This window comes from Roseobacter insulae (assembly GCF_019375555.1).
Classification (GTDB): domain Bacteria; phylum Pseudomonadota; class Alphaproteobacteria; order Rhodobacterales; family Rhodobacteraceae; genus Roseobacter; species Roseobacter insulae.
The window spans coordinates 1-1,204 of sequence record NZ_JAHXDN010000013.1 but is presented as its reverse complement, the minus strand read 5'-3'; the positions used below and the strand labels follow the sequence as shown (position 1 = coordinate 1,204).

1 pseudogene is annotated in these 1,204 nt (G+C 57.4%); it reads left to right on the top strand.

From position 1 onward, the window contains the following. Positions 1 to 67: 67 nt before the first annotated feature. A pseudogene (locus tag KX928_RS23885) lies at positions 68 to 1,181 on the top strand (IS3 family transposase). Positions 1,182 to 1,204 lie beyond the last annotated feature (23 nt).

The window sequence follows — 1,204 nt, the reverse complement described above, 5'->3', positions numbered from 1 at the left end:
TCTGACCTGCTCCCCTGAAAAGTCCTTCATTTATGGGTAGCCTGTTCTCCAACAGAGGAGACAGACGATGAAGAGAAGCCGTTTCAGCGAAGAACAGATCATTGGCATCTTGAAGGAGCATCAAGCGGGGCTCGGTGCGAAGGAGCTGTGTCGCAAGCATGGGATCAGCGATGCGACGTTTTACAAGTGGCGGTCGAAGTATGGCGGTATGGAAGTGTCCGACGCGCGGCGTTTGAAGACGTTGGAATCTGAGAACGCAAAGCTGAAGAAGATGCTGGCCGAGCAGATGATGGATGTGGCGACGCTGAAAGAGATGCTCGGAAAAAACTTCTAAGGCCCGGTTCAAGGAGGAATGCTGTGGACTGGGCGATGACGACCAAAGGCTACAATCAGAGGCGCGCTTGTGCGTTGGCTGGGATCGATCCGCGTGTGTATCGGCGCAGGTCGAAGCGCCCTGCCGACACGGAATTGCGGGCAAGAATGAAGGAATTGGCGTCCGAGCGACGACGGTTCGGATATCGCCGTCTGCACATCCTGCTGAAGCGCGAAGGCTGGGAGGTGAACTGGAAGAAGCTCTACCGGCTCTCCGCGAAGAAGGGTTAACCGTTCGCAAACGGGGCGGTCGCAAGCGCGCAGTAGGCACCAGGACCCCCATGGCGATACCGCAAGGACCGAACCAGAGATGGTCGCTCGACTTCATGTCTGGTGCGCTGGAAGACGCGCGTCGGTTCCGCGTGCTGAACGTCATCGATGACTTCAGCCGAGAGTGCTTGGCCGCCGTCGTGGACACATTCATTGGCGGTGCGCGTGTTGCCCGAGAACTGGATCGCATCGCTGAACTGCGCGGCTATCCCTGCCTGGTGGTCTCGGACAACGGGTCGGAACTCACAAGCAATGCGATGCTTAAGTGGCAGGAAGATCGAAAGGTCAGTTGGCATTACATCGCGCCAGGTAAGCCCATGCAGAACGGTCTGGTCGAAAGCTTCAATGGACGGATGCGCGAGGAGTGTCTCACCGAACACCTGTTCCCGTCTTTGCGCCATGCCTGCCGCAGGATCGCGGCATGGCGCGCCGACTACAATCATAACCGGCCTCATTCCAGCCTCGCTGGTCTGACGCCACACGAATATGCTAACCGGTCAAAGGAAGACCAAAACCTGAACAGAGCTAACCTAAATTAGCGGACTCATCGGGGAGCAGGTCA